This window comes from Nannocystis sp. RBIL2, assembly GCF_026626745.1.
Classification (GTDB): domain Bacteria; phylum Myxococcota_A; class Polyangia; order Nannocystales; family Nannocystaceae; genus Nannocystis.
In genome coordinates this window covers 3,737,605-3,763,936 of the sequence record NZ_JAPNJW010000001.1, presented here as the reverse complement: position 1 = coordinate 3,763,936, position 26,332 = coordinate 3,737,605, and the positions used below count along the sequence as shown (strand labels likewise).

Here is a 26,332-nt window from a genome sequence, read left to right as displayed (position 1 = left end):
CATCCCCGCCATGCCGTCCGTGTTCACCCGGATCATCAACGGCGAGCTGCCCGGTCGCTTCATCTACCAGGACGACCGCTGCGCCGCATTCCTGTCGATCGCGCCGCTGCGCCCCGGCCACACGCTGGTGGTGCCGAAGCAGGAGGTCGACCACTGGCTCGACCTCGAGGCCGACCTCGCCGCGCACCTGACGACGGTGGCGCAGGCGATCGGCCGCGGGCAGATGCTGGCGTTCGCGCCGGCCCGCGTCGGGCTGATGATCGCCGGGCTCGAGGTGCCGCACGTGCACCTCCACGTGGTCCCGATCGACGGGCCGCACGACCTCGACTTCGCCAACGCCGACCACCGCGCCAGCCCGGCCGCGCTCGACGAGGCGGCCGACAAGCTGCGCCAGGCGCTCGCCAAGCTGGCGCCCGAGGGCGCGGGCGAATGGTGTCTCTGAGGACATGTCACGAAGGACAGACGCGATGACGCACGACCCGCTGAACCTGCTGCAACGCCCGCGGCGCAACCGCAAGCACCCCGCCATCCGCGCGTTCGTGCGCGAGACGACGCTGGGCCCCGAGCACTTCATCTACCCGCTGTTCATCCACGCCGGCGACGACGACGTGCCGATCGCGTCGATGCCGGGGTGCGCCCGCCTGTCGCGCAAGGGGTTGCTGGCCGAGGTCGAGGCCGCGCGCGCGGTCGGGGTCAACATCATCGCTTTGTTCCCGGCGGTGGCCGAGGCGCTCAAGACGTCCGACGGCCGCGAGGCGTGGAACCCGAACGGCCTCATCCCGGCGACGATCAAGGCGCTGAAGGACCGCTGGCCCGACCTGGTGATCGTCACCGACGTCGCGCTCGACCCGTACAACAGCGACGGCCACGACGGGATCGTCGCGCCCGACGGGCGGATCTTGAACGACGAGACGGTCGAGGCGCTGTGCAACCAGGCGCTGTGCCAGGCCCGCGCCGGGGCCGACATCGTCGCGCCGTCGGACATGATGGACGGCCGCGTGCAAGCGCTGCGCGAGGCGCTCGACGGCGAGGGCTTCACCGACGCGTCGATCCTCGCCTACACGGCCAAGTACGCCTCGGCGTTCTACGGGCCGTTCCGCGACGCGCTCGACTCGGCGCCCAAGAGCGGCGACAAGAAGACCTACCAGATGGACCCCGCCAACGCCCGCGAGGCGCTGCGCGAGGCCGAGCTCGACGAGGTCGAGGGCGCCGACATCCTGATGGTCAAGCCGGCCGGGCCGTACCTCGACATCCTCGCGGCGCTGCGTCGCGCGAGCAACCTGCCGCTCGCGGCCTACCAGGTCAGCGGCGAGTACGCGATGCTCAAGGCGGCCAGCGAGCGCGGCTGGCTCGACGAGAAGCGGGTGGTGCTCGAAAGCCTGCTCGGCATCCGCCGCGCCGGCGCCGACGTGATCTTCACCTACTTCGCCCGCCAGGCGGCGGAGTGGCTGACGGGCGCGAGGAAGTAGGGCGATGGCCGCGCGGCTCGAGTTCTGGTTCGACTTCTCGTGCCCGTTCGCCTACGTGGCGTCGACCCAGGTCGAGCAGCTGGCCCAAAGGACAGGCGCCGAGCTCGACCTGCGGCCGATGCTGCTCGGCGGGGTGTTCAAGGCCCGCGGCACGCCGCAGAACCTGGCGGCGACCCTGAACCCGGCCAAGGCCCGTCACAACCTCGACGACATCCGCCGCCAGGCCCAGCGCGCCGGGGTGCCGCTGCGCATGCCGCAGAACCACCCGATGCGCACGGTCGAGGCGCTGCGCTGCGTGCTGGCGGCGGAGCTTTCGCTGCCGCTGATCCATCGGATCTACCGCGCCTACTGGGACGAGAACGCCGACATCGCCGAGCGCGCGGTGCTGTCGCGGGCGCTCGCGGACGTCGGGCTCGATGCGGCGGCGATCCTCGCCCGCGCCGAGTCGCCGGAGATCAAGGACGAGCTGCGCCGCCGCACCGACGAGGCGGTCGCGCGGGGGGTGTTCGGCGTGCCGACCTACTTCGTCGGCGAGCAGATGTTCTGGGGTCAGGACCGCGCCGACATGGTCGAGGCGGCGCTCGGCGGGGCGCCCTCGCAGCCGGCGCTGTCGCCCGCGGCGCCGGTCGACTTCTACTTCGACTACAGCAGCCCGTTCGCCTACCTGGCGATCATGCGCGCGGGCGAGCTGGGCCCGCAGGTGCGCTGGCGGCCGATCTTGCTCGGCGGGTTGTTCCGCACCCTCGGCACGCCCGACGTGCCGCTGTTCGTGCAGAGCCCGGAGAAGCGGCGCCACACGATGCAGGACCTCGACCGCCAGGCGGCGCGCGCGGGGCTGCCGTTCCACTTCCCGGCGCGCTTCCCGGTCCGCACGGTGCTGCCGCTGCGCGTGACGCTGGCCGCCGGCTCGCCGCCGCCGCTGGTGCGCGCGCTGGCGACTGCGGTGTGGGCGGAGGACCGCGACATCAGCGACCCCACAGTGGTTGCAGCGATCGCCGATGCCGTCGGGCTCGACGGGGCGGCGCTGGTGGCCGCAGCGGAGACGCCGGAGCTCAAGCAGGCGCTGGTGACGAGCACGAGCGAGGCCGAGGCGGCCGGGGTGTTCGGGGTGCCGACCTTCGTGGTGCAGACCCGCGAGCGCGGGCCGCAGCTCTACTGGGGCGCCGACCGCCTGACCCTGGCGGCCGCGGCGGCCGGCGGCGACGTCTCGGCGATGTGATCTTCGGACATGCCCCGAGGAGCATGTCCTGGAGGACATGCTCCTTCGAACATGCTGCGAACCGCTACAGGTGGGCGTAGCGGTCGGTGGCGCGGCGCAGGCTGAGGGCGATGCCGGGCTCGAAGGCGGAGTGGCCGGCGTCGGGGACGATCACCAGCTCCGAGCGGGGCAGCCGCTTGTGCAGGTGCCACGCGTTCTCGAGCGGGCAGATCACGTCGTAGCGGCCGTGCACGATCGTCGTCGGGATGTGCTCGATCTTCGGCGCCTCGTCGAGCAGCTGGGTCTCGTGCGCGAGGAAGCCCTTGTTGACGAAGTAGTGGCACTCGATGCGCGAGAAGGCGAGGGTGAAGTCGGTGTTGTCGCAGTGCATCTCGACGTCGGGGTCGGGGTGCAGGGTGGCGACGCGGCTCTCCCACAGGCTCCACGCGCGCGCGGCCTCGACGCGGACGCGCGGGTCGTTCGAGGTGAGGCGGCGGTAGTAGGCGGCGATCAGGTCGGCGCGCTCGGCCTCGGGGATCGGGGCGACGAAGGCCTCCCAGGCGTCGGGGAACAGGGTGCGGGTGCCGCGGCCGTAGAACCAGTCGGACTCGCGGCGGGTGAACATGAAGATCCCGCGCAGCACCAGCTCGGTGACGCGGTGCGGGTGGGCCTCGGCGTAGGCGACCCCGAGGGTGCTGCCCCACGAGCCGCCGAACACCTGCCAGCGGTCGACGCCGAGGTGCTCGCGCAGGCGCTCGATGTCGTCGACGAGGTCCCAGGTGGTGTTGTCGTCGAGCGAGGCGAACGGCTCGCTCTGGCCGCAGCCGCGCTGGTCGAACAGGATGATGCGGTAGCGCGCCGGGTCGAAGAAGCGCCGGTGCTTGGGGTCGGTGCCGCCGCCGGGCCCGCCGTGCAGGAACACCACCGGCTTGCCGGCGCGGTTGCCCGACTGCTCGAAGTAGAGGTCGTGCCCGCCGGGGACCTGCAGCCGGCCGAAGTGGAACGGGTCGATCGGCGGGTACAGGGCCGACAGCGGGTCCTGGCGGTGCGGGGCGGAGTGAGCTGGTCGAACGGTCATGGCGAAAAGCTCAGGTTCTCGGGGACAGGTCAGGTGCCCGCGGCGAAGCGGTCGGTGGCGGACACGAGCTCGTGGAGGATCCCGGGCTCGAAGGCGGAGTGGCCGGCGTCGTCGACGATCCGCAGGTCGGCCTCGGGCCAGGCGCGGTGCAGGTCCCAGGCGCTCTGTGGCGGGCAGACGACGTCGTAGCGGCCCTGGACGATGACCGTGGGGATGTTGCGGATCCGCGGGACGTTCTCGACCAGCTGGTTGTCGCGCTCGAGGAAGCCGCGGTGGACGAAGTAGTGGGCCTCGATGCGGGCGAACGCGAGGCTGAACTCGTCCTCGCCGGCGCGCTCGATCTGCTCGGAGTTGACGCGCAGGTAGCTGGTGCTGGCCTCCCACACGCTCCACGCCCGCGCGGCTTCGAGGCGCACGGCCGCGTCGTCGCTGGTGAGCCGCTTGTGGTAGGCCTTCATCAGGTCGCCGCGCTCGGCCGCCGGGATCGGGGCGAGGAACCGCTCCCACGCGTCGGGGAACAGGGCGCTGGCGCCGTCCTGGTAGAACCACCGCAGCTCGCTGCGGCGCAGGAGGAAGATCCCCCGCAGCACCATCTCGGTGACCCGCCGCGGGTGCTTCTGCGCGTAGGCGAGGGCGAGGGTGCTGCCCCACGAGCCGCCGAACACCAGCCAGCGCTGGACGTTGAGGTGCTCGCGCACGCGCTCGATGTCGGCGACGAGATCCCAGGTGGTGTTGTCCTGCAGCTCGGCGTGCGGGGTGCTCTTGCCGCAGCCGCGCTGGTCGAACAGGACGATCCGGTAGCGCTCGGGGTCGAAGAAGCGCCGCTGGTCGGGCACCGTGCCGCCGCCCGGTCCGCCGTGGAGGAACACCGCCGGCTTGCCGTCGGGGTTGCCCGACTCCTCGAAGTACACGCGGTGCAGCCCGCTGACCTGCAAGGAGCCGGCGTTGTAGGGCTCGATCTCCGGGTAGAGCGTGCGCCTGCGTGGAGGGGCCATCGGCGCGAGCTTGGCAAAGCGCGATCAAGGCGTCCATAGGCGCCGCGTGCGGCCGCTCCGCAGGATTTGTGGCGGCCGTGGCGGGCAAAACCGCGCGGCGGCCGAAGACGCGCCTCCGGCGGGGTCCGGCGGGCGACCGGACGAGTAAGAGGGGAATGACTCGCGGCGTTAGCATCGACCTCGCAGGAGATCCCTCGCACGTGTTTAGGCTCGCCTCGTCCGCCCTCGTCGCCCTCCTCCTCATCGGGTGCGCCCACGGGCGCAATCCTTACGCCGCCACCGAGAGCTCGCTCGGGCTCGACCGCGTGGTGCTCTACCGCAACGGGATCGGCTACTTCGAGCGCCGCGGCGAGGTCAAGGGCGACGCCCTGGTGATCAAGGTCCGCAAGGACCAGGTCAACGACCTGCTGAAGAGCCTGACGGTGATCGACCGCAAGAACGGTCAGGCGGTCAGCGTGTCGATGCCGCTCGACCCGGAGTCGTGGGCCAATGCTGCCCTTTCGACCCTGGCCCCTGGGCAAGGTAGTTTGGCGCAGGTGCTCGACGCGCTGCGCGGCACCTACGTGACGCTGAAGACGACGCAGGGCAAGCTGCGCGGGCGCATCGTCCTGGTCGAGGCGATCGTCGACGAGCCCGACCCGACGCCGCCGCCGTCGTCGGAGCGGGTGCCGGCGCCGCAGGGCGGGGCGCGCGACTACAAGGTCTCGCTGATGGACGGCAAGCAGCTGCAGGTGGTGCGGCTGTCGAAGGTGCGCGGGGTGACGCTGCAGGACGGCGACCTCGCGCTGCAGTTCCACCGCACGCTCGACGCGACCGCGGGCGAGGGGATGTTCCAGCAGGTGGCGGTGGAGATCCGCCTGGCCGGGGCGAACAGCCACGACCTGGTGGTCAGCTACGTGGTGGCGGCGCCGATGTGGAAGCCGACCTACCGCGTGGTCCTGCCCGAGCCGGGCGAGAAGGGGCCGGCGCTGCTGCAGGCGTGGGCGGTGGTCGACAACACCAGCGGCGAGGATTGGGGCAAGGTGTCGATGAGCCTGACGTCGGGCGCGCCGATCGCCTTCCGCTACGACCTGCACACGCCGCGCACGGTCTCGCGCTCGGACCTCACCGAGGCCGGGGTGCAGAAGCGGGCCGCGGTGGCGATGGGCGAGACGTCGTACCAGTCGGGCGGCGACCGCGACCGCGACGCGATCCCCGACTCGCTCGACCAGTGCCCCGACAGCCCCGAGACGTTCAACGGCTACACCGACGAGGACGGCTGCCCCGACGCCGCCGGGATCGCGGCGGGTCAGGCCGCGCCAACTCCTTCGCCGGCGCCCGACTACAACCGGACGGAGGCCGAGAAGAAGTCGGCCAGGCGGCCGATGGCGAAGCCGGCCGCGGCCTCGAAGGGCGGCGGCGGCAGCAGTGCGGACCGCAGCTACGACTTGGAGGACGAGAGCTACGGCGGCGAGATGGCCAAGGCCGAGGAGGCGGCCGCGGCCCCGCCGGCGATGGACCTCGAGTCGCTGCGCCGCAGCACGCAGGCGAGCGCGCGGGCCAAGAGCGTCAGCGGCCTGACGCGCTTCGACCTGAACGCGCGCGTGACTGTGCCCGACGGCAGCTCGACGATGGTGGCGATCGTCAACCAGGACGTGGCGGCCGAGCAGACGTTCCTGTTCCGCCCCGGCGGCGCCGGCACCGGCTACGAGCAGAACCCGTACCGCGTGGTCCGCTTCAAGAACACCACGCCGTTCGTGCTCGAGCCGGGGCCGATCGCGATCTACGCCGGCGGCAGCTTCGTCGGCGAGGGCCTGTCGGAGGCGGTCGGGACGCAGACGAGCACGACGATCCCGTTCGCGGTCGAGCCGTCGCTGATGGTGTCGTCGCAGGCGCAGTACACCGGCGAGGACATGCGCATCATCAAGATCGTGCGCGGGGTGCTCGAGGTCGAGAACTTCCAGCGGGTGGCGACGACCTGGACGGTGAAGGGCCAACCTGACCCGAAGGGCTACTCGGTGCTGATCCGCCACCCGAAGCAGGGCGGGGCCTACGCGCTCAAGTCGAAGATCGAGGGTCTCGAGGAGCTGCCCGACGCCTACCTCGTGCCGGTCAAGGTCACCGGCAACGCGATCGAGGGCAAGGTCGACATCGTCGAGCAGACGCCGTCGAAGGCGGTCATCACGATCTGGGACGGCCGCGTGCCGCAGCTGCTCGACGCGCTGCTGCGCCTGCCGAACCTCGACGCGAACGCCCGCAAGAAGATCGAGCCGCTGGTCCGCCTGCGCCAGGAGATCGGCCGCATCGACACCGAGGTCGAGGGGCTCGCGCGCCAGCAGGCCGAGCTCGACCAGCGCGCCAGCGAGACGCGGCAGAACCTCGAGGCGATCAAGAAGGACGGGGCGGCCGGCGATCTGCGCAGCAAGTTGAACAAGCGCCTCGACGAATTCACGCGCGACGCCGACAAGCTCGGGCGCACGATCGTCGAGCTGCAGTCGAAGCGGCTCGAGAAGAAGATCGAGCTCGAGGACTCGCTGCAGAGCATCGACCTCTCGGCACCGACGCCGTGACGATCCGCTCCGACGGCTTGACGCGAATTGACGGGTCTGCAGGGGTGAAGAAAACTGCACCTCGCCAGCGGACGCCGTCCGGTGCGCGTCTGCGCCGGTCCCAAGTGGGATACGCACGGACTTGCCGCCGCCCCGCTGGCCGTGCGACGCTGGTGCTGATGTCCCGGAACCCCGAGGGCTTTCGGTGAGCGATCACGACGCAGGCGCGTCTGGCGCGATTCCGAACATGGATCCGAGGCCAGGTCCCAAGGGCCAGGTCCTGTCGACCTCGCAGCACGCCCGCTCGATGCGGGCGGTGCCGAAGATCGTCGAGACCGCGATCGTGGAGTGGGAGCCCCCGGCCACGTTCGACGAGTACAAGCTGGTCCGCCTGCTCGGCAAGGGCAGCATGGGCCGCGTCTACCTGGCCCACGACACGGTGCTCGACCGCTCGGTGGCGGTGAAGTTCGTCGGCCACGTCGCGCCCGACGCCGACGACCGCGAGCGCTTCCAGGTCGAGGGTCGGGCGGTCGCCCGCATCCAGCACCCCAACGTGGTGACGATCTACCGCGTCGGTCAGCTCGAGGGTCACCCGTACCTCATCACCGAGTACATCCGCGGCAAGAGCCTCAACGAGATCCAGGTCCCGCTGCCGTCGCGCAAGGTGCTCGAGCTGGCGATCGGCCTGTGCCGCGGCCTGGCGGCGGCGCACCGCCACGGCGTGCTCCACCGCGACATCAAGCTCGCCAACGCGATACTGGCCGAGACCGGCGAGATCAAGCTGCTCGACTTCAGCCTGGCCAAGCTGATGGACCCGGCCTCGCTCGACCCGGTGCGGCCCGAGCCGCCCAAGGAAGAGGCGATCGAGGCCGCGTCGTCGGTGGTGATGCGCAGCAGCGACGGCGGCCGCATCGACCGCGCCGCCGAGACGATCAAGCTGCGCGACGCCAGCGCGAGCGCGGCGCTGCCCCGCCTCCACGACGAGTCGGGGGCCGGGCGCTCGAGCGCGGGGCTGTCGGCGGCGGCGCTGTCGGCCGCCGACATCCCGGTCACCGCCGAGTCGCTGACGCAGGCCGGCACGCTGCTCGGCACGCCGCACTACATGGCGCCCGAGCTGTGGCGCGCCGAGCCGGCGTCGCGGCGCTCCGACGTCTACGCGCTCGGCGTGCTGATGTACATCCTCGCCTCCGGCCGCCCGCCGACCGAGGCGAGCACGCCGCTCGAGCTGGCCGAGCGCCTGCAAGAGCACGAGCCGCGGCCGCTGCTCGAGCGAGCGCCGCGCTGCGACCCACGCCTGGCCGGGCTCATCGACCGCTGCCTACGGCGCGATCCGTTCATGCGCTTCGGCTCGGCCGACGACCTGCTGGCCGCGCTCGAGTCGCTGCAGCCGAGCGGGCGCGAGCTGGTGATCCCCGAGGGCAACCCGTATCGCGGCCTGCAGGCGTTCGAGTCGAAGCACCGCGCGGTGTTCTTCGGCCGCGGCGTCGAGATCCGCGCGGTCCTCGAGCGCCTCCGCGCCGACGCGCTGGTGGTCGTCGCCGGCGACTCGGGCGTCGGCAAGTCGTCGCTGGTCAAGGCCGGCGTGGTGCCGATGGTCGAGGAGGGCAACCTCGACCACCACCGCCAGTGGGCCTCGGCGGCGATGACCCCGGGCCGCTACCCGCTGCAGACGCTGATCTCGACGCTGGCTGTCCTCTTCGACATGTCCGAAGAGACACTGGCCGCGCTGATCGCCGAGAGCCCGGGCGAGCTGGTCCGGGCGCTGCGCAAGCAGCTCGGCGAGGCGCGCGGGCGGCTGCTGGTGATCGACCAGTTCGAGGAGCTGGTGACCCTGAGCGCCACGCAGGAGGTGGCGGTCGTCGGCCCGCTGCTAGCGCGGCTGGCGGCCGGGCAACCCGGGCTACGGGTGATGGCGACGGTGCGCGGCGACTTCCTGACCCGCGTGGTCCAGGTGCCCGGCATCGGCGACGAGCTGTCGCGGGCGATCTACATCCTGCGCCCGCTGTCACCCGAGGGCGCGCGCGAGGCGATCGTCGGCCCGGCGAAGGTCAAGGGCGTGCGCTTCGAGCCGTCGACGCTGGTCGACGAGCTGGTCGAGGCCGGCGCGCGCGGCAGCCTGCCGCTGCTTCAGTTCGCGCTGGCCGAGCTGTGGGAGATCCGCGACCAGGCGACGAACGTGATCTCGCCGGCCGATCTGCGGAAGGTCGGCGGCGTGACCGGAGCGCTGGCGCGGCACGGCGACGCGGTCCTGGCCGAGCTGATCCCGGCCCAGCGCGCGGCGGCGCGGCGGATCTTGATGCGCCTCGTGACCGTCGACGACACCCGCGCGGTGCGGACCGAAGACGAGCTGACCGCGGACTCGCCCGCGGCCGCCGAGGCGCTCAAGGCCCTGGTGCGCGCGCGCCTGGTGGTGGCGCGCGAGGTCAACGACGACGCGGTCTTCGAGATCGCCCACGAGGCGCTGCTCGGCGGCTGGTCGACGCTCAGCACCTGGCTCGAGGAGGAGCGCGACGGCCGGGCGGTGCGGCACCGCCTCGAGCTCGCGGTCGCCGAGTGGGAGCGGCTCGGCCGCGGTCGCGACGCGCTGTGGAGCGGCGCGCCGCTGCAAGAAGTGATGGCGCTCGACCCGGCGTCGCTGCGGCCGAAGGAGCGCGACTTCATCGCCGCGTGCAAGACCGCGGCGGCGCGGGTGCGGGCGCTGCGACGCGGGGCGATCGTGCTGCTGCCGGCGGTGGCGATCTCGATGTACGGGGCGATGTGGCTCAAGGGCCAGCGCGACCTCCGGCTCAAGGTCGACGCGCAGGTCACCGCTGCCGAGCAGGAGCGGACGGTCGCCGGCAAGGCGCGGGCCGACGCCGAGGAGCTGCGCACGCAGGCGCTGGCGGCCTACGAAGCCGGCAAGCAGGCCCACGCCGACGGGCTGTGGACCCGCTACGAGGCGGCGCTGCCGGAGGCGGAGCTGCGGCTGGCCCGCTCGGCGCAGAAGCTCGAGACGGCGCTGAGCCTCGACGGCCGGCGCGACGACATCCGCGACAAGCTCGGCGAGGTGCTGCTGGAGCGCGCGCTGCTGGCCGAGCAGGCCGGTCACGGCGAGTTCGTGATCCAGGACCTGCTCGAGCGCCTGAAGCTCTACGACGAGGACGGGGCGGGCATCGAGCGGTGGAACGCGCCGGCGCAGTTCGCCGTGACGAGCCAGCCGCCGGGGGCGCGGGTGCAGCTCGAGCGCTACGACGAGAAGCACGCGCGCATCGGCGAGACGGAGGACCTCGGGACCACGCCGGTGGCGACGCGGCCGCTCGATCGCGGGTCGTATCGCCTGCGCTTCGAGCTCGCCGGCCACGCGCCGGTCGTCCTGCCGATAGCCCTGGCGCGCGAGGAGGTCGCGGACTTCTCGGTCGTGCTGCCGCCGGTCGACACGCTCCCCGCCGGCTTCGTCTACGTGCCCGCCGGGCGCTTCCTCTACGGCACCGGCGACATCGCCGACCTGCGCGTGACGGCCAACGCGGAGCCGCTGCACCGCGTGGAGACCGGGGCCTACGTGATCGGCCGCCACGAGGTGACCTGGGCCGACTACATCGAGTTCCTGTCGGCGCTGCCGGCCGGCGAGCGGGCGGCGATCCTGGCCAGCAACGCCGCCCGCGTGCTCTCCGACAGCGCCCGCCTCACCGAGCTGCCGCAGGGCGGCTGGCAGCTCGATCTCCATCAGTCGGTCCGGGTCTATACAGTGCGGACCGGCGAGCCCCTGGTCTACGAGGGCAGGACGCAGCGGGCCCGCGTCGAATGGGAACGTCTGCCAGTGACGGGAATCGGGGTCGAGGAAGCGACAGCGTATTTCGCCTGGCTCAATGCCTCGGGGCGCGTCCCAGGCGCCCGCTTCTGCAATGAGCACGAATGGGAGCGTGCAGCCCGCGGGGCCGACAATCGCAGATTCTCCATCGGCGAACACCTCGAGGTCACGCAAGCGAATATCGACAGGACGTACGGCCTCGTCGGGCCGGCGTACGGCCCCGACCCGGTCGGCTCGTATCCCCAGTCCGTGAGCCCCTACGGCCTCTACGACACGATCGGCAACGCGTACGAATTGACGGTGTCGCCTTACGACCACAAGCGATTGAATGCGCGCGGCGGTGCATTCTACTATAACGAGTTCGCCGCCCGGGTCACCAACCGCTTCGAGGTAGCTACGAGTTTCCGCCACAGCACGGTCGGGTTGCGCGTATGTGCGACATGGCCGCTGACGCGCTCCTAAAAAAGCGCGCGCTCGGACAGATGTCCTTTCATGTGTCCGCCGGCTGTGCTACAGTCGGGGGAATCGATGGGGGTGGTTATGGCCGTGCGTAATGTGGCGCTTGTCGTGTCGCTGCTGGGCTTCAGCGCAGGGTGCTACGTGGGGTCGGATGCACCCGCCGATGTCGTCTCGACCCGCGACGAGGAGTTCAACTCCCTCGTCCTGAACGGCCCGGTGCTGCAGGGCCCGGTGCTGCAGGGGCCGGTGCTGCAAGGCATCATCATGGGGCCCGTGCTGCAAGGCCCGGTGCTGCAGGGCAACGTGCTCGAGGGCCCGCTTCAGCAAGGGCCGGTGCTGAACGGCGTGAACCTGAACGGACCGGTGCTGCAGGGGCCGGTGCTGCAGGGGCCGGTGCTGCAAGGCACGGAGTTCAGCGCCAAGGTCTTCAAGAACGGCAAGAAGCAGTGGGCGAAGGGCAAGGACTTCATCGGCTCCACGTGGGAGCTGACCGTCGGCCAGGTCATCGACGGCGAGGAGGTCTTCGAGGATTACGTCCTCCGCATCGACGACATGACCAAGTCGCCGGGGCAGGACGACGTGTACCTGTACGACGTGGTGCACCGCGCGAAGGGCTCGAACCAGTGGAAGCCGCTGTGCCAGGACGGGCAGGGCGGGCTGGTGCCGGCGATCCCGGTGGCCAACTACTGGAACCTCGAGACCGGCGACCGCGTCGACGACCCCAACGTGTTCGTGTGGGCCTGTACGAACGCCGTCATCGCCAAGTGCGTGCTGTGGGGCTACCGCCCGTGGGCCACGACGAAGCGCTGCAAGGACTGGGAGAAGGGCAAGCACTGCAAGACGATCTCGCTCGCCGATCACCACCAGGCGTGCACGCGCATGGCTCGCGCCGACTACTGCGGCAACGGTGAGCCGTGGACGGTCAACGGCACGGCGATCGACATCTGGGACCACCTGTCGCCGCAGGTCGAGGCCCGCGCGACCAACTGGTTCATCGAGGCCGAGTGGAACCCGGACGGCGCCTACTGCCTCCGCGACATCCGCCACCAGGAGTACAAGGAGCAGGGCCTGTACCCCAAGTGCTTCCTCGACAAGAAGGGCAAGATCAAGAAGGCCCCCAGCGACTGCGGCTCGCTCGAGGATCACCGCGCGTTGCTCGTCAGCGCCTTCGACAAGTACGGCGAGGGCCTGCCGGACAGCAACAACGACGACGACGACGATGACGACGACGACGGCGGCGGCTGGGGCGGGCACGGCCATGGCCACGGTCACGGTCACGGTCACGGCGGTCACTGAGCGCTCGCGCTAGCGCGGCCCGCTTTACATCGCCCGGCGGCTGTGGTGCCGTCGGGCGATGCGCGACGTCCCCGAGCTGCCGGCGTGGTTGGCCGCCCTCTTGCCGCTGCGCCGGCGCGCGAGCGTGCTGGCCGATGGCAGCCAGATCCACCGCATCGACCACGGCGAGCCCGAGGCGCCGGTGGTGCTGCTGCTCCACGGCAACCCGACGTGGAGCTTCCTGTGGCGCGACGTGATCGCCCGCCTGCCGGGGCTGCGCTGCGTGGCGCCCGACCTGCTCGGTTTCGGCCTGTCGAGCCGGATCGCGCTGCACGAGCACAGCGTCGAGCGCCACGTCGACGCGCTGGCGGAGCTGGTGGAGGCGCTGGGGCTGCGCCGCTTCGTGCTGGTCGGGCAGGACTGGGGCGGCGCGCTGGGGCCGGTGCTGGCGGCGCGGATGCCCGAGCGCGTGGCCGGCGTGGTGCTCGGCAACACGTCGGTGGTGCTGCCGCCGCGCCCGCGCGGGACATGGTTCCACCGGTTCGCGCGGACGCCCGTGGTCAGCGACCTGGCGTTCCGCGGCCTCGGCTTCCCGCAGAACGCGCTGTGGGTGGCCCAGGGCGATCGTAGATCGATCCGCGGCCCGGTGGCCCGGGCCTATCGCTGGCCGCTGCGGCGCCTGTCCGATCGGTCAGGCCCGCTCGCGCTCGCGCGGATGGTGCCGGGCAGCCTGGAGCACCCGAGCATCGCGCCGCTGCGCCGCGGAGAGGCGTGGCTGCGCGAGTTCGTGGCCGCCGGGGGCCCGCTGGCGCTGGTGTGGGGCGAGCGCGACCCGATCCTCGGCCGGGCGCTGGCTCGCCACGAGCGGGCGTTTCCGACAGCGAGCGTGACGCGCACGCCGGCCGGGCATTTTTTGCAGGAAGAGGTGCCTGAAGCGCTGGCGACGGCGATCCGCGAGGTGGCAAGTCGCGCGGGTCTGCGCTGACGGTCAACTGCGTTTTTTACAAAGAAAATGGGGGCAGGACGGTGCGCTCGAGAGGGCTGGTGGCGGCGAACAGCGCCTCGCGAACTGCGCAGGCGTGCGCGGCGGGTGCAAATATTGTGACCGCGAGCACGCTCCTGCAGCCGTTGTGCACAGTCGTCGCGGCGCGGGTCGGGCGCATGGAGGGCTGCCCCTTCGGACATGCCTTGAAGGACAGCGAACGAGCGCCGGGCGGTTTGGCAGTTGCGGCGCGGTGGGCTCGCGGGACCACGGGCTCGAGGGCTGGCCGGTGGGGTGGGCCGGCGGGAGGGTTGGGGGCTCGGGCGGAGGCCGAGGGCGACAGGCCTCTCGGATGTCCCTCAGGACATGCTCCGGAGCGCATGTCCTGGAGAGCAGCCGCTACGCGTCGATGTGGCGGTGGACGGGGATGACGCGGGTGAAGCGGCGGTCGAGGCCGTCGGCGTCGGGGACGTAGCAGGGGGCGAAGTGGTCGAACAGGGCCTCGACCTCGGCGCGGACCGGCAGCTCCGGGTCCGGGTCGCCGACGGCGACGTAGGCGGCAAAAAAATCGTCGGCGTCGCGGGCCAGCGGGGTGCCGATCGCGGCCATGATCCGGAGGACCGCGCCGCGCTGCTCGGGGGGCAGCTGCGCGGGGTCGCCGAAGCGCAGGCCGGCGACGGCGTGCAGCGCCTGGGCGACGTTGGCGGCGATGTCGGCCTCGGGCAGGGCGTAGAACGAGGCCATGAGGTCGGCCTCGTCGCACCACACGAACAGGATGTGCGGCGGCAGGGCCAGCAGCTCCTGCGGGTCGCGGGCGACGAAGCTGCTCATGTCGAACTCGAGCGCGTGGGCGACCGGGCGGATGGCCTCGCCGATCGCGGCGTGCAGCGCGGCGTAACCATCGGGGTCGCGGCGCGCGACGGCTCGCGCCGGAAAGGCCTGCTGGGAGAGCGCCTCGAGCTGCGCGAGCGTCAGCGGCACCCGTGAAGGATAGCGCGGCCGCGGCCGCATCGGGCGGGCGAGAGCGCTCGGTGAGGCCAGGATCGACAGACGCGGACGGGGTGACGGGGCTCGCTGGGGCCGCTTGTGCCCAGGGCGCGGCGGGGCGAGCGGAAGCTGTCCGGAAGGTCATGTGGCGCGTCGGCGCCGCCCGGACGAGGGCCTGTCCGAAGGGGCATGTGCGAGAGGCGCCGGTGCGCGCGGCGGCGGACGAGGCTGGCAGCGTGACATGTCCGAATGGTCATGTTCGGGAAGCGTCAGTGCGTGAGGGCGCGAGCTGCGGGCGAGGTTCGTAGCAGGGCCTGTCCGAACGGTCATGTGCGTGAAGCGCCGGTGCGGCGGGGCGCGAGCTGCGGGCGAGGATTGCAGCAAGGCTGTCCGAACGGTCATGTGCAGGAGGCGCCGGTGCGCGCGGCGGACGAGGCTCGCAGCAAGGCCTGTCCGAACGGTCATGTGCGAAATGCGCCGGTGTGCGCGGCGGACGAGGCTCGCAGCAAGGCCTGTCCGAACGGTCATATGCGTGAAGCGCCGCTGGGGGAGGGCGCGAGCTGCGGGCGAGGATTGCAGCAAGGCCTGTCCGAACGGTCATGTGCAGGAGGCGCCGGTGCGCGCGGCGGACGAGGCTCGCAGCAAGGCCTGTCCGAACGGTCATGTGCGTGGAGCGCCGGTGCGGGAGGGCGCGAGTTGCGGGCGAGGATTGCAGCAAGGCCTGTCCGAACGGTCATGTTCAGGAGGCGCCGATGGGCGATGGCGCGAGCGGCGGCGGACGAGGCTCGCAGCCGGAACTGTCCGAATAGTCATGTTCGGGAAGTGCCGATGCGGGAGGGCGCGAGCTGCGGACGAGGCTCGCAGCCCGATCTGCCCGAACAGCCATGTTCAAGAGGCGCCGGTGCGCCAGAGCGCGAGCGGCGGACGAAGCTCGAAGCAGAACCCGTCCGGACGGCCATATTAGGGAGGCGTCGGTGCGCGAGGGCGCGGACTGCGGTGGACGAGGCTCGCAACAGGGCCTGTCCGAACGGTCATGTGCAGGGTCATGCCGGAAGCTCGTCGGCGAGGGCGTCGGGGGCGCTGCGGCCGAGGTCGGCGAGGGCGGCCAGAGCGGCGCCGCAACCCTGATAAAACGCCTCCTCGAACAGCGGCAGGCCGGCGACGTCGGCGGCGCACGGGCGCAGGCGGCCGAGCGGGGCGCGGGCGCGGGCGAGCGACTCGCCGAACAGCAGGCCGGGGACGGGGCGGATCATGGCGTGGCCCCAGCGGGTGACGGCGATCCTGGAGATCTCGCTGGCGATGCCGGGATGCATGGCCGCGAGTGCGGCGACGACGTGGTCGGACCAGGTGGAAAGCTCGCCGGCGAGGAGGCGCTGGCGCTGGGCTGCGAGCTCGGCGGGGCCGTCGCCGCAGAGCGGCTCGTAGTAGGTGAGGACTGCGCCGGGGCGGCGCGCGTCGGCGGACTCGCCGTGGGTGGCGACGACGTAGCCGAGGCTGGGGCCGGCGAGCGGGACGTTGTCCCACGCGAGGCGGGCGCCGATGCCTCGTGGGGCGGTGCGCACGTCGACGCTGGCGACCAGCCACGGGGCGTAGGTCAGCGCGCCGGCGGGCAGCGGGTCGGCGCCGACGAGCAGGCGGCCGAGGACGAACCGCGGCGCGGCCCACAAGATCGCCCTGGCGTGCACGCGCAGGCGCCGGCCGTCGCCGGGGCGATGGACGCGGAGCTCGCCGGCGTGCGGGTCGACTGCGACGACCGCGGCGCCGCGGTGGAGGCGATCGCCGAGGTCGGCGCGCTCCAGCATGCCGCGGACGAGCCGCGCGTTGCCTTCGGGCCAGGTGAGGAGGAAGCCGCCGCGGGTCTCCTCGAGGCCGCGGGCGAGGAAGTGGTGCAGGCCGGCGAAGGCCGAGGTCTGGGCGAGGGTGCAGCCGTAGTCGTCGCGGCAAGCGTAGTCGAGGGCCCAGCGCAGGCGCTCGCTGACGAGGCCGAGGTCGTCGAGGTAGGCGGCGAACGAGACTGCGTCGAGGTGGCGCAGCTCGGAGCTGCTGCGGGCGACGGGGATGGCGAACAGGGGCCGACCGTCGGCGCCGCGCCGGCCGTCGAGGTCGCGCAGGTGGGCGTGCCAGCGGGCCCATTGGGCGGCTTCGTCGGCGGTCTCGCCGGCCGCGGGATAGAGGCCCTCGTACCAGCGGCCGCGGCCGAAGTGGCGCTCGAGCGGGGCGGCGGCGATCGCCGAGGGCGCGTACTCGGGGCGGCCGCGGGCGTCGCGGCCGAGGATGACGCCGAGCTCTTCGAGCAGGCGCTCGAGCGCAGGACAGCCGGGCGGCGGGGTCGGCAAGTAGTGGGCGCCGAGCGGGTGACGCGAGCGCGGCAGCTCGCCGCCGCGCGCGGTGCCGCCGACGTCGTCCTCGAGTTCGAACAGGTGCACGTCGGTGAGGCCGGCCCGCCGCAGGCGCCAGGCGGCGGCGCTGCCGGCCGCGCCGCCGCCGACGATCGCGACCTCGGTGCGGATGGTCTCGTGGACAGGTCCTTCGCGCCATGTCCCTTCGCGCAGGTGATGCCCGCGCTCGGGGTCGGGGCCGACGAACTCGACCGCCGGGGGCGGCGGCCGGCCCGGGCCACAGGCGGCGGACGCGACGGTGCCGGCGGTGGCGCCGAGGAAGTCGCGCCGCTTCACCCGGGGGCTCCGCGACGGCGAGGGCGGGCGTGTCTTGGGAGACACGGCAGCGCGCACTGCCCGAGCGCGAGCTGGCTCGAGCAGCGCCGGTTTCGAGCGGGGGCGCCGCTCATGCTCGCAAGAGCATGCCCAGAAGGACATGTCCCATGGCCGAGGCCGCGCCCGGCCTCGGACCCGTACCACCAGCCTCGGGGGCCCCGATGGGCGCGGGCCCGAGGACATGCGGAGCGGGGGGCAGGTCGGCGTCCGGGAGCCGGCCGCGGGCGCGGAGCGGCCGAGATGCTCGCGGAATCATGTCCCTTCGGACATGTCCTTGCGTACGGCGAGAGTGCGGCCGCAGACCCGCGAGTCGATCGGGCGACCGTAGGGACATGTCTCTCGCAACATGCTCTCGAGGTCATGTCACCCGCGGCCTCCGCGGCCGGGCAGGGCGCGCAGGTCCTCTTCGTAATAGTGGACCAGCAGCTGGTCGTTGAGGCGGTTGACGTCGACCTCGGGCGGCTGCTGGTCGCGCGGGAACACGAACAGGGTCGGCAGGAGGGCGTCGTCGAGGAAGCGCAGCGGGACGTCGGCGAGCCGGGTCGGCTCGGGGCGCGGGGCCGGGGACACGAGGACGAAGCCCCAGTCGCCGAACGACGGCACGTGGGCGTGGTAGGGGCGCGGGTGCAGCTCGGCGGCGGCGAGGGTCTTGACCACGCACCAGAACGAGCGCGGCGCCAGGTACGGCGAGGTCGCCTGGATCACCCCGACCCCGGCGGGCGAGAGGGCGCGGCGCAGCAGGCGGTAGAACGAGCCGGTGTAGAGCTTGCCGAGCGAGAAGTTGTTGGGGTCGGGCAGGTCGACGACTGCGACGTCGTAGACCTCGCTGTTCGTTCGGACATGTTCTTCGAGCCAGCGCATGGCGTCGGCGTTGTGGACGTGGACGCGCGGGTCGGACAGGCTGCCGTGGTTGATGCGGACCAGCAGGGGGTCGCGGCCGAACAGGCGGGTCATGCCGGGGTCGAGGTCGACGAGGTCGATGCGCTCGAGGCCGGGGTACTTGAGCAGCTCGCGCACGGCCAGGCCGTCGCCGCCGCCGAGCACGAGGGCGCGGCGCGGGGCCACGCCGGCGAGCGCGGGGTGGACCAGCGCCTCGTGGTAGCGGTGCTCGTCGCTGCTGGCGAACTGCAGGTTGCCGTCGATGTAGAGGCGGATGTCGTCGCCGCTGCGGGTGATCGACAGGCGCTGGTAGGCGGTCTTCTCGGAGAAGATGACGGGCGCGTCGTAGAGCTCGCGCTCGGCCAGGCGCTCGAGCCGGCCGCCGAACACGAGGCCGACCGCGAGGCCGAGGCAGACCAGCGCGGCCTGGACGAGGACCGCGCGCGGGCGCGGCAGGTGGGCCTGGAACACCCGCGCGCAGGCCAGCGCGATCGCGGCGTTGAACAGGCCGCACAGCAGGCTGGTGCGCACCAGGCCGAGGTGGGGCAGGAGCGCCAGCGGGAACAGCAGGCTGGCCAGCAGGGCGCCGACGTAGTCGAACGCGAGCACCCGCGCGACCGTGTCCTTCAGCTCCTGGCCGTCGCCGACGATCCGCATGAGCAGCGGGATCTCGAGCCCGACCATGGTGCCGACGATCACCAGGATCGAGAACAGCAGCGGGCGCACGCTGGCGAGGTAGGCGTAGCCGTAGAACAGCGCTACCGCCGACAGGCCGCCGACGACCGCGATCACCAGCTGGACGGCGATGAAGCGGGCGTGCAGGTCCTTGACCACGAACTTGCTCAGCCACGAGCCGAGGCCCATCGCGCTGAGGTAGACGCCGATGACGAGGCTCCACTGGGTGACGCTGTCGCCCAGCAGGTAGCTCGCCATGGTCGCGGCGATCAGCTCGTAGACGAGGCCGCAGGTGGCGACCACCAGCACCGAGGCGAGCAGCAGGCGGGTCCCGGGCGCGGCCGACATGTCACTTGCCGCCGTGGTAGCCGCCGCCCAGCCAGACGAAGGCGGCGCGCCCGCGCACGGTGCCGTCGGGGTCGCGCTCGACCTTGCCGCGCTCCGGGGTGCCGGCCAGCAAGAAGCCCGAGCGGGCCCCGAACAGCAGGAGCAACAGGGCGGCGACGGAGCAGATCCAGTAGGTAGTGCGGAACATGTTTCTTAAAAAAATGGATCGGTGTTCAGCGAGGGCCGAGCGACGCGGGGCGGCGCGACGCTTTTAGATGTCCTTTAAGACATGTTGTAAAAAACATGGTCATGAGGTCACGTCGGGTGGTCGCTGTTGGCCCAGCGCTTGCGCTCGCGGCGGCGGCCGAGCAGCCAGGCGAGCAGCGGGAAGCCGAGGATGATCGGGACGGGCAGGATGGCGTAGCGGCTGAGGAACACGTCCTCGCGCACGCGGATCGCCCAGGTGTCGGGGCTGCGCACGCCGAACGGGCCGAAGGTGCCGAGGCGGAGGCCGAGCGGGTCGTTCTCGGCCAGCGCGCTGGTGTCGCGCTCGGGGGTGACCTGCAGCAGGTAGCGGCCGCCGGCGACGCGGCCGAGGACGTGGTCGACCTGGCGATCGCCCTCGGACCACGACTCGCCGTCCTCGAAGCCGCTGTAGCTGCTGGCCTCCATGCCGAGGCCGATCGCCTCCTCGCCGTCGAGCGGGATCAGCACGACCTCGGCGAACGCCCACGAGTTGTCGAGCGGGTAGGCGGTGAAGGAGATCTCGACGGTCGTCGACGCGCCCGGCTCGCCGATCGTGACCTCCTGCGACAGGACGCTGTCGAACCGCAGGTCGGTGGCCTGGAACACCTCGCGCTCGCTCGCGCTGCCGGAGACGTGCTGGACCGCGAAGTACCAAACAACCAAAAAAACCAGGCACGACAGCCACAGCGAGCGCGCCTGCTCGCGCCAGCGGTTGGGCGCGAGCATGCCGACGCCCTTCTGTTTGGGCGGCTTGCCGGGGCGATCGAAGGCGCGCCAGACCTCGGCGGCGTCGAGGTGGCGCATGGCAGTGCGGGTCAGCTCGACGCCGTCGCTGGCGGCGACCTCCTCGATCGAGATGCCGTGCGGCGGGGCGACGAAGTCGTCGATGTGGGCGGCGTCGCCGACCTGGACCTGCCACGGGAACTCGCCCTCGGCGTAGGTGACGTAGGCGTCGGCGCCGGAGAAGTGGCGGTAGCTGCGGCCGCGGTGGACGATCGCGTGGCGCTTGCCGGGCACGATCTTCGGCGCGCCAGGAATGACCTGTCCCAAAGACCAGTGGCCGTCGCCCGTCGAGTGGGCCAGGTAACGATAGCCGCGGTAGGGGTTGTAGAGGAGGAACTCCTGCCACGGCCAGCCGGGGACGGTGCGCCAGCAGATGCCGACGATCTCCCAGGTGGCGCCGTCCAGGCGGCCGCGGGCGTGCAGCGGCAGCACCGACTCCTGGTGGGCGCGCGCGGCCCGGTGGATCAGCGCCAGCGCGCCGCTGTCCTCGGGCCGCAGGAGGCTGCCGCAGGCGGGGCAGACGACGCGCTGGATGGCCCCGAAGCCGCGCAGGGCGATAGGTCCGCCGCAGGCGAGGCACTGCACGGCCTCGGTGCGGGCCTCGTCGCGGAACAGCCGCGGCGGGGTCGCCTCGGCGGGGCGCGGACGGGTGACTTCAGAGGTCGCCTCAGTCACGCCAGCCCTCGAATCTGCGCAGGCGGTCGAGGCCGAGCTCGGCCAGCTCCACGGCCCGGCCGAGGTAGACGTCGGGGCGCGTGCGGTAGGGGTCGACGCCGTAGTCGAGGCTGACGAACTGGTCGTCCGGGCCGGCGAGGTCGAGGCTGAAGAAGGTCAGGCCGGGCTCGGCGACGAACGGCAGCACGCCCTCGGCGCCCTGGTAGCGGGCGGCCCGCTTGTCGACGACCATGTGCTCGCCGCCCTGAACTTCGTGCCATGTCCCGATGGCCATGTTGTAAAAGCCAGGCAGCTCGGGGCCGTCGGCGACGGGGGTGGTGACGGCGTAGTTGCCCTGAAAGTCGGCCAGCCAGCCGACGCCGTCGGAGAACTGCAAATACCACTCGCTCCAGGCGCCGCGGGCGTAGCGGAGCTGCAGGCGGCCGACGATCTCGAAGCCGCGGCCGGCGAAGCTGCCCTTGCCGCCGAGGAGCAGCGGGCTGCCGTCGTCGACCACCGCGGAGATCTTTCCCAGGAGGCGCAGGTCGACGCCGGTGCGCACGACGGTGCTGCCGCAGTGCTCGCACACCAGCGAGACGGCGGTGCCGCGGAACGGCGCAGGAGCGCCGCACTGCGGGCACGACACCTGGCGCTCGCGCTCCATTCGCCGGGAATGGTGCCACTTCCGCGGACGCGGCACCATGGCCGGAATCGGCGCTCGCGGCCGCGCGAGGCGGGCGGTGCAGCGAGCAGGCGGAAGGTGTGGGGCGGCGGCGGCTCCGGCAGGGGGGAGGCGCGCCCGGCTCGCGTTCTTCGCCAGCCCCCGCCCGACCGGGCTTCATGGATCTGATATGTCCGAATGGACATGTTTTATAGAACATGTCAATTGGGGCATGTTCGTCGGGCCGGTCGCGGCGGTGCGGGTGCTCGCCCGGAGCCGGGCGGGGTCCGCATGCGCGGGTTTCTTCGCCCAGGGGCGAAAATGCGCTAGCGTCGGTGCGATGGCGTTGCCTGGCCGATCCCGGATCTTCGTGCTCGCGGTGGTGTTGCCGGCGTGTCCCCCGGCCGACAGCGGGACCGCGAGCGAACCGCAGACCACCTCGTCCACGACCGCGCCGACCACGGGGCCGACGAGCACCGAGACGGGCCCGACGAGCGGGAGCACCGGCACCGAGACGACCACCGCGGGGCCCGAGGCCAAGCGCTGCCAGTCGCAGTGCGACAACGACCGCGACTGCCGGATCGGCGGCGGCGACCTCGGGTTCCGCTGCATCGACGGCCTGTGCCTGTTCCCGCCGTGTACCAGCGACGCGCAGTGCCTGGCCGAGCTGTCGGGCTGGAAGACGCCGTGCGCCGGGCCGGGCGACTGCGCGGCCCAGGAGGCGTGCGTGCTGGTGGCGGACGCGGGCCGCTGCGCGCTGACCCCCGGGACGTTCGCCTGCGCCGACTTCGGGCTGGTCGAGCAGACGCTCTCGCCGTTCGCGGGCGGGCGCGACGTGACGGTGTGTGGCCAGGCGGCCGCGACGTGCGAGGCGGGGGCGTGTCAGAGCCCGTGCGCAGGGGACGAGGCCTGTCTGCCCCAGACGGGACATCCGGTGTGCGACGTGCCGTCAGGCCAGTGCGTGTGCCAGATCGATCAGGACTGCCTCGATTCGAACCTGCCGGGCTACGTGCAGTGCATCGCCGGCCGCTGCGGCTGCGCGGTCGACAGCGATTGCGCGGGCGGACAGAACGTGGACACTTGCTACGCCGGGGCGTGCGGCTGCGCGGCCGACTCGACCTGCACGATGACGGTGTTCGATGGCGCGTCGCTGAGCTGTCAGTAGGTTCGATCGAGGGGCCCGGGCAGGCCCTGCGGAACTCGCGCGACGAGCTATTTCGCGGTAGGCTCCGCGCCATGTCGACGCACGAGCCAGCCATCGCCATCGTCGGCCCCGGCAACGTCGGGTCCGCCATCGCCCGCCGACTGGTCGCTGCGGGCTTCAAAAAGGTGAGCTTCGGGGTCCGCTCGGGTTCGAAGATCGCCGAGGCGCTGGCCGAGCTGGACGGCAAGGTCACGGCCTCGCTGGCGCCCGAGGCGGCGGCCGCGGCCGACATCGTGTTCCTGGCGGTGCCGGGCGGGGTCGCGGTGCAGGCGGCCCACGGCCTCGGCGACCTCCGCGGCAAGATCGTGGTCGACTGCAACAACCCGCTGACGTGGTCCCAGGGCCCGGTGTGGTCGCCGCCGCCGGAGGGCTCGATCACCGCGGCGCTGCAGGCCGCGCTGCCGGGGGCCCGCGTGCTCAAGGCGTTCAACACCTTCGGCGCCGAGTTCCACGCCGATCCGAAGCTCGGCGACACGGTGGTCGACGTGCCGATCGCCGGCGACGACGCCGAGGCCAAGGCGACCCTGTCGGCGCTGATCCAGCGGGCCGGCTTCCACCCGATCGACGCCGGCCCGCTGCGCAACGCGGCGGCGCTCGAGAACATGGCGGTGCTGTGGATCCACCTCGCGCTGGTCGGCGGGCAGGGGCGCGAGGTCGCGTTCAAGCTGCTGCGTCGCGGATGACCGATCGCGCATGTCCTTCGAGCCAGATCCTTCGGTACCTGTCCCCGAGACCAGGGCGGCGTTCACCCGCCTGCGCAACTTCTTGGCCGGCCGGCTGGTCGGGGCGACCCGCGACGCGGCGCTGCTCGACGAGGTGCTGCGCTGCGTGTTCTGCCGGACGCTGACGGTGCGCAGCGGCGCGGCCGCGCCGGACGAGGCGGGCGCGCTGCTGCGGTTCTACAAGGAGCAGCTGGCGCGCCTCAAGGCGCTGCTCCCCGACGTGTTCGCCGCCGACGCGCAGCTCGGGCTCGACGCGGCGACGCTGCTCGAGGTCGACCGCGAGCTGCGCACGCTCGACCTCGATGACCCGCGCTGCGACCCGATCGGCGACGCTTACGAGGTGTTCACGGCGGCGGCGACCCGCGGGGTCGAGGGCCAGTTCTTCACCCCGCAGACGGCGGTGCGCATGCTGGTCGACCTGGTCGACCCGAAGCCCGGCGAGCGGGTGATCGACCCGGCCTGCGGCGCGGGCGGGTTCCTCAGCCACACCGCGCGGCGATTGGTGGCGCGCGGGGTGGCGCCGGCCGAGGTGGCGCGCAGCGTGGTCGGCATCGACAAGGACCGCTACCTCGCCGGGCTGGCGCGCGCGCACGTCGGCCTGGTCACGATGGCGCCGGCGCGGGTGTACTGCGGCGACGCGCTGGCCTGGCAGGCCGAGGACGGCGGGCCGATCGCGTGCGAGCAGGGCGGCTTCGACGTCGTGCTCGCCAACCCGCCGTTCGGCGCCAAGATCGTCGCCGCCTCGACCGAGGTCCAGCAGACCTTCGCGCTCGGCCACGTGTGGCGCCGCGGCGCCGACGACCGCTGGCAGCGCACGCCCCGGCTGCAGCGCGGGGTCGCGCCGCAGGTGCTGTTCGTCGAGCGCCTGCTCGCGCTGGCCCGCCCCGGCGGCCGCGTCGGCCTGGTCCTGCCCGAGAGCCTGATCTCCGGCAAGTCGTATCGACATGTCGTTCAGTACATGTTCGAACAGGCAGATCTGCGCGCGGTCATCGGCATGCCCGAGGAGCTGTTCAAGACGTCGGGCAAGGGCGGCACGCACACCAAGGTGTGCCTGATGCTGCTGACCCGCCGCGAGCCGGCGCCGATGAGCGAGCGGCCGGCGATCTTCATGGCCGAGGCGGCGTGGTGCGGCAAGGACAGCCGCGGCCGCAGCATCGACCGCGACGAGCTGCCGGAGATCGGCGACCGCTTCCGCCAGCACGCGGCCGGCAGCCTCGAGGCGGGCAGCCGCCTCGGCCACGCGGTCGCGCCCGAGGCGGTGCGCGGCAACGTGCTGGCCCCGCGCTACTACGACCCGCGGGTCGCGTCCATCCTCAGCGGCCTGCAGCGCAGCCACGAGCTGGTGACGGTCCAGCAACTGGTCGACGACGGGATCCTCGGCATCACCAGCGGGCACGAGGTCGGCAAGCTGGCCTACGGCGGCGGCGACGTGCCGTTCGTCCGCACCTCCGACCTGTCGAACTGGGAGCTCAAGCTCGACCCCAAGCACTGCGTCGGCGAGGCGGTCTACGAGGCGCTGCGCGCCAAGCAGGACGTGCGCGCCGGCGACATCCTGATGGTCCGCGACGGCACGTACTTGATCGGCACCTGCGCGTTCATCACCGAGCACGACACCCGCATCGTGTTCCAGAGCCACCTGCTGAAGCTGCGCGTGCACCGGCCCGAGCTGCTGTCGCCGTACCTGCTGCTGGCGGTGCTCGGCTCCGATCCGGTGCGCAAGCAGATCGAGGCCAAGCGGTTCACCCAGGACATCATCGACTCGCTCGGCGACCGCGTCGGCGAGCTGGTGCTGCCGCTGCCGCGCGACCCGGCCCAGCGGGCCCGCATCGCGGCGATGGTCGAGGCGTCGATCCGCGAGCGCGTGGCCAGCCGCGAGCGCGCGCGGGCGGCCTGCCTCGAGGTCGCCCGCGTCGACTAGCCGAACAGGACGCCGCGCATCGAGATCGAGCCGAGGTCGAAGCCGGGGTTGAAGAACCGCGGGGTCTCGGCCTCGCTCGCGGCGCCGACGGCGTAGAGCAGCGGGAGGTAGTGTTCGAGGCTGGGGTGGTTCTGCCGCCCGAGCGCGGTCTCGGGGGCGCGCGCGAGGAAGTCGTGGTCGCGCTGCTCGATGGCCTGGGCCACGTCGGCGTCGAAGCGCAGGGCCCACTCCTGCAGCGAGGTGTCGCCGCGCTGCGCGAGCTGCATGGTCGCGCGCAGGTTGTGCGTGAAGTTGCCGCTGCCGAGGATCAGGACGCCCTCTTCGCGCAACGGCGCGAGCGCGCGACCGATCGCCAGGTGCTCGGCCGGCAGCCGCTGCTGGTCGATGCTGAGCTGCAGCACCGGCACGTCGGCGCGCGGGTACATGTGATGCAGGACCGTCCAGGTGCCGTGGTCCAGGCCCCAGTCACCGCGCGGGGCGGCCTTCACCGAGCTCAGGAGCTCGCAGACCCGGCGCGCGACGTCGTCGCTGCCGCGGGCGGGGTACTCGAACTCGAACAGCTGGCGGGGGAAGTTGCCGAAGTCGTGAATCGTCGGTGGGTCGCCGCCGGCCGTCACGAAGGTGCCGCGGGTGTACCAGTGGGCCGAGACGGCGAGGATCGCCCGTGGCGTCGGCAACGCCGTCCCGAGATCGTTGAACGTCCGCGTCCAAGCATTGTCGAGGATGACGTTCATCGGCGAGCCGTGGCCGACGAACAGGACGGGCGTGGTGGGCATGCCAGGGTCCGGTAT

19 protein-coding genes are annotated in these 26,332 nt (G+C 72.2%); 10 read left to right on the top strand and 9 right to left on the bottom strand.

Annotation, left to right across the window (positions count from 1 at the left end; translation table 11 throughout):
* Positions 1-10 precede the first annotated feature (10 nt).
* From OV090_RS14725 to OV090_RS14715, 3 genes are read left to right on the top strand one after another with little or no spacing between them, the layout of a single operon-like run.
* A complete protein-coding gene (locus OV090_RS14725; RefSeq protein WP_267704263.1) occupies positions 11-442 on the top strand; it encodes an HIT family protein in 432 nt (143 codons plus the stop codon).
* Positions 443-446: 4 nt separating this feature from the next.
* Complete coding sequence (hemB, locus tag OV090_RS14720; protein ID WP_267704262.1) at positions 447-1,469, top strand: porphobilinogen synthase; 1,023 nt, start codon at positions 447-449, stop codon at positions 1,467-1,469.
* Between the two features lie 4 nt (positions 1,470-1,473).
* On the top strand, positions 1,474-2,688 hold the full coding sequence (locus OV090_RS14715) for a 2-hydroxychromene-2-carboxylate isomerase (protein WP_267704261.1): 1,215 nt from the start codon (positions 1,474-1,476) through the stop codon (positions 2,686-2,688).
* 64 nt (positions 2,689-2,752) lie between these two features.
* On the opposite strand, the gene pip (OV090_RS14710) is transcribed toward OV090_RS14715, so the two are convergent.
* Complete coding sequence (gene pip, locus OV090_RS14710; protein ID WP_267704260.1) at positions 2,753-3,745, bottom strand: prolyl aminopeptidase; 993 nt, start codon at positions 3,743-3,745, stop codon at positions 2,753-2,755.
* Positions 3,746-3,774: 29 nt separating this feature from the next.
* Positions 3,775-4,740: a prolyl aminopeptidase gene (pip, locus tag OV090_RS14705; protein ID WP_267704259.1), complete on the bottom strand. Its 966-nt coding sequence runs from the start codon at positions 4,738-4,740 to the stop codon at positions 3,775-3,777.
* A gap of 155 nt (positions 4,741-4,895) precedes the next feature.
* Here pip (OV090_RS14705) and OV090_RS14700 point away from each other — a divergent pair, with 155 nt between their 5' ends.
* The 4 genes from OV090_RS14700 (at position 4,896) to OV090_RS14685 (ending at position 13,774) form a co-directional block, all read left to right on the top strand.
* Positions 4,896-7,289 carry a DUF4139 domain-containing protein gene (locus OV090_RS14700; RefSeq protein WP_267704258.1) on the top strand — a complete coding sequence of 798 codons (2,394 nt, stop codon included), beginning with the start codon at positions 4,896-4,898 and terminating at the stop codon, positions 7,287-7,289.
* 226 nt (positions 7,290-7,515) lie between these two features.
* Positions 7,516-11,517 (top strand): protein kinase, encoded by a 4,002-nt coding sequence (locus OV090_RS14695; protein WP_276604441.1) that lies wholly within the window; start codon positions 7,516-7,518, stop codon positions 11,515-11,517.
* A gap of 105 nt (positions 11,518-11,622) precedes the next feature.
* Complete coding sequence (locus OV090_RS14690) at positions 11,623-12,810, top strand: ADYC domain-containing protein (protein WP_267704257.1); 1,188 nt, start codon at positions 11,623-11,625, stop codon at positions 12,808-12,810.
* Between the two features lie 58 nt (positions 12,811-12,868).
* The gene (locus tag OV090_RS14685) at positions 12,869-13,774 is read left to right on the top strand and encodes an alpha/beta fold hydrolase (RefSeq protein WP_267704256.1); all 906 of its coding nucleotides are present in this window, start codon (positions 12,869-12,871) and stop codon (positions 13,772-13,774) included.
* A gap of 396 nt (positions 13,775-14,170) precedes the next feature.
* Here OV090_RS14685 and OV090_RS14680 read toward each other — a convergent pair whose 3' ends face one another.
* The 6 genes from OV090_RS14680 to OV090_RS14655 all read right to left on the bottom strand — a co-directional run bounded on the left by OV090_RS14680 (position 14,171) and on the right by OV090_RS14655 (position 21,700).
* A complete protein-coding gene (locus OV090_RS14680) occupies positions 14,171-14,752 on the bottom strand; it encodes a hypothetical protein (protein ID WP_267704255.1) in 582 nt (193 codons plus the stop codon).
* Between the two features lie 1,049 nt (positions 14,753-15,801).
* Positions 15,802-17,433: an NAD(P)/FAD-dependent oxidoreductase gene (locus OV090_RS14675; RefSeq protein WP_267704254.1), complete on the bottom strand. Its 1,632-nt coding sequence runs from the start codon at positions 17,431-17,433 to the stop codon at positions 15,802-15,804.
* A gap of 402 nt (positions 17,434-17,835) precedes the next feature.
* Positions 17,836-19,374, bottom strand: coding sequence for a polyamine aminopropyltransferase (locus OV090_RS14670; protein WP_267704253.1), 1,539 nt, complete (start codon positions 19,372-19,374; stop codon positions 17,836-17,838).
* 1 nt (position 19,375) lies between these two features.
* Positions 19,376-19,561, bottom strand: a complete 186-nt coding sequence (locus OV090_RS14665; RefSeq protein WP_267704252.1) for a hypothetical protein — start codon at positions 19,559-19,561, stop codon at positions 19,376-19,378.
* 107 nt (positions 19,562-19,668) lie between these two features.
* Positions 19,669-21,057, bottom strand: a complete 1,389-nt coding sequence (locus OV090_RS14660) for a DUF4178 domain-containing protein (RefSeq protein ID WP_267704251.1) — start codon at positions 21,055-21,057, stop codon at positions 19,669-19,671.
* Positions 21,050-21,700, bottom strand: a complete 651-nt coding sequence (locus tag OV090_RS14655; protein ID WP_267704250.1) for a DUF4178 domain-containing protein — start codon at positions 21,698-21,700, stop codon at positions 21,050-21,052. The genes OV090_RS14660 and OV090_RS14655 overlap by 8 nt, the downstream gene beginning before the upstream one ends.
* A 337-nt stretch (positions 21,701-22,037) precedes the next feature.
* Between OV090_RS14655 and OV090_RS14650 the strand changes: the two genes are divergently transcribed.
* The 3 genes from OV090_RS14650 to OV090_RS14640 all read left to right on the top strand — a co-directional run bounded on the left by OV090_RS14650 (position 22,038) and on the right by OV090_RS14640 (position 25,541).
* On the top strand, positions 22,038-22,862 hold the full coding sequence (locus OV090_RS14650; protein WP_267704249.1) for a hypothetical protein: 825 nt from the start codon (positions 22,038-22,040) through the stop codon (positions 22,860-22,862).
* Positions 22,863-22,933: 71 nt separating this feature from the next.
* Positions 22,934-23,584 (top strand): NAD(P)-binding domain-containing protein, encoded by a 651-nt coding sequence (locus OV090_RS14645; protein ID WP_267704248.1) that lies wholly within the window; start codon positions 22,934-22,936, stop codon positions 23,582-23,584.
* Positions 23,585-23,594: 10 nt separating this feature from the next.
* Positions 23,595-25,541 (top strand): N-6 DNA methylase, encoded by a 1,947-nt coding sequence (locus OV090_RS14640; protein ID WP_267704247.1) that lies wholly within the window; start codon positions 23,595-23,597, stop codon positions 25,539-25,541.
* On the opposite strand, the gene ygiD is transcribed toward OV090_RS14640, so the two are convergent.
* Complete coding sequence (ygiD, locus tag OV090_RS14635) at positions 25,538-26,317, bottom strand: 4,5-DOPA dioxygenase extradiol (RefSeq protein ID WP_267704246.1); 780 nt, start codon at positions 26,315-26,317, stop codon at positions 25,538-25,540. The two genes, OV090_RS14640 and ygiD, sit on opposite strands and share 4 nt — an antisense overlap.
* Positions 26,318-26,332 lie beyond the last annotated feature (15 nt).